This window comes from Mesorhizobium sp. L103C105A0 (genome assembly GCF_000502215.1).
Lineage (GTDB): Bacteria > Pseudomonadota > Alphaproteobacteria > Rhizobiales > Rhizobiaceae > Mesorhizobium.
In genome coordinates, this window is sequence record NZ_AYXF01000038.1 from 1 (window position 1) to 2,474 (window position 2,474).

General features: G+C 60.5%; 3 protein-coding genes. All 3 read right to left on the minus strand.

What is annotated here, in order from left to right:
- Positions 1-472: 472 nt before the first annotated feature.
- Positions 473-745 carry a hypothetical protein gene (locus X727_RS135270; RefSeq protein WP_023835583.1) on the minus strand — a complete coding sequence of 91 codons (273 nt, stop codon included), beginning with the start codon at positions 743-745 and terminating at the stop codon, positions 473-475.
- Positions 746-1,074: 329 nt separating this feature from the next.
- Positions 1,075-1,386 carry a sigma factor gene (locus tag X727_RS1000000169890; RefSeq protein ID WP_023835584.1) on the minus strand — a complete coding sequence of 104 codons (312 nt, stop codon included), beginning with the start codon at positions 1,384-1,386 and terminating at the stop codon, positions 1,075-1,077.
- 848 nt (positions 1,387-2,234) lie between these two features.
- Positions 2,235-2,474 (minus strand): hypothetical protein (locus X727_RS1000000168720; RefSeq protein ID WP_210163671.1); only part of this gene is annotated, 240 nt, incomplete at its 5' end.

Below are 2,474 nucleotides of genomic sequence, written 5' to 3' on the forward strand. Positions count from 1 at the left end.
CTACTTTGTTGCAGTGGCCGTGCCGCTGAGGAGAACATGCACAGTGCCTCTATCAAATGAACTGCGCGACGTACCTTTAGAATTCCAATGCCCCTCCTGTTCACGCCCTATGGTGAGAAGGGGATCCTGGCTGAAAACGATTGCCGGTTTCAAATGCGATAGCTGCAGGTCCAGAGTGCGGCTCGGCTACGAAGAGAAGCTGGCCATATTCGACCGGCACCTTAAGCGAGGCGCGCCGGATCTGGGCCGACGACCAATGGAGTGCGATCCCGGCAACGGTTCCTGAGAGTGTGTCGGCAATTCAAGCNCAATTCAAGCTCCAACTGCTTGCGGTCTGCCGCAAGTCCAAGCTTTCATCTGGTCGCAGGGTCAGGCGGCTCTTCCGTCCGTACGGAACCGATGATGGCGAGAGGTTTCGATGCGGTCGGAGCACCGAGCAGGTCTACACGTTTTTCGTAGCGACCACCAATCTCTAGCTGACCACTTCAACGCTTTGACGAGGTGCGAGCAACTTGATTTTTAATAGTCTTTTTCGGGCCAACATGCGCGCCGCCTCTGCGATGCGGCCTCCGTAAGCATCGGCGACGAATGATAGCGTCGACAGGTCAATAATGAGGTCACCGACGTCGCCCGCCAAGACATTGGACCCGGGCCCAAATTGATGCACCAGCGCCCGCACTTCCTTAAGTGCCGTCGAGGCTTCACCCGCATCCAGCAGCGCCTCGATGTGATCGAAAATCTGCATCCCGACCCTCCCGCTTGCGCCTCACACGCTGAGCCCCCTCGAATGGAAAGGAAAACGATGGCAATATCGCGCGAAAAGAAAGCGCCTGCCAAGGTGCTCGCGGACGAGGCGGCCCGCGACATCGTATCGCATCGCCGCAGGGAGGCGGTGCTGAAGGATATCGTAGCACTTGCCGACCGCTTGGCGTCGCGAGCGTTTCTCGAAAGGGTTGCGGCAGAGCGGCGATCGCCGCCTCCAGGGCCGCCACGTCTGCCTTGGCGATCAGGCTCGCCTCCGGGCTTTCGCTCTCAATCAGATCGACTGCGTGAGCGGCGCTCACCTCGTCGAGATCACCGAGGTCGCCCACCGAGACGATGCTGCGCGGTCGATTNATCGACTGCGTGAGCGGCGCTCACCTCGTCGAGATCACCGAGGTCGCCCACCGAGACGATGCTGCGCGGTCGATTGCGCGCCAGCCATGTGTAGCACGAGTTGCCAACGATGGTGAGCAGCCAGGCACGTGCATTGCCGCCTGCATAGCTTGCGATGTTGGCGTGTGCCTTCACGCAGGCGTCCTGCACGACATCCTCGGCGTCGGTGGCATTGCCGGTCAGCCAGCGGGCCAGCGAAAGCGCGTCGGNCGCAGGCGTCCTGCACGACATCCTCGGCGTCGGTGGCATTGCCGGTCAGCCAGCGGGCCAGCGAAAGCGCGTCGGCGAGATGGGGCATTACCACTTCGCCGAAGCGGTCGGCCTGCGCATTGCTGCTCAGCATCGGTACACCGTCACATGCGCCTCGCCTGGAGCTCGTGTCCTCATTTGGCGAGAATGGTTCTGCCTTGCGATGGAACCCAGCGCAAACATCCCGGGTCGCCAACTGCGTTGAATGTGAGGGCAAACGTCGCATCGATGTCAATCACACACTGGACCGCAAACATGCATCCAGATGGATGCTTCTCGAGCACAAGCATTGCCGAATTCACGACCCATTTCGCATCCGCGGCACCTGAGCTTNCTTCTCGAGCACAAGCATTGCCGAATTCACGACCCATTTCGCATCCGCGGCACCTGAGCTTTCCCGATCCCGACCGCGGCAGCACCTTCGGCAGACAGGTGAGCCAGCCGGCCGCAGGCGGCCGACCTATCGCCTTCCAGAGGTCCTGGAACGTGTCGACCGATACCGTCGTGCTCGGCAATGTGTGGGTTTGCAGTGCGGCGTTCCTCCAAGGTCAATCAGCAGCGTATGCATGGAAGACCAGGGCGGGCGGCGTTTTATTCCCGGACAGCGAAAAAAGATGACTGGAGGCCATGCGACAGACGGCACCAGCGGCGCACAGATTGTCCATCTGGCGTTAGCCGAGAGGGAAGGGAACTCGCAGCTAACCTTCTCCAAGTTCGGAAGGCAATTCCAGAGTCTCGGCATTACTCCTAGCGAGGGCGTTCAGGCACTTGTCGCCCGGCTAACGCGAAGTTCTGACACCGATCACCGACCGACTTCAGCGCCGAAATTGCTACCAAGCCAAAGCCAAAGCGATGTCGGGGCCTTCAAGGCCTCTTCTTATTTCGGCCAAGCCGGCCCGGAGCCCGCATTCAGTCACATCCCTTGGACTTGGGTGCAGAGCTGCTGCATCGAAGCCATTTGAGCAGCCGAGTTCGCGCCCGAACCCGTGCTGGTGCTGGCGGTCGTATCGCCAGCTGTATTCGAGGATCCCGACGTGCCGGTGGTTGTACCCGAACCAGTGCTGTTGCTG

What these genes read in the sequence shown, in the direction of transcription:
- X727_RS135270 (WP_023835583.1), bottom strand. Translation starts at nt 745, where the DNA reads ATGCAGATTTTCGATCACATCGAGGCGCTGCTGGATGCGGGTGAAGCC.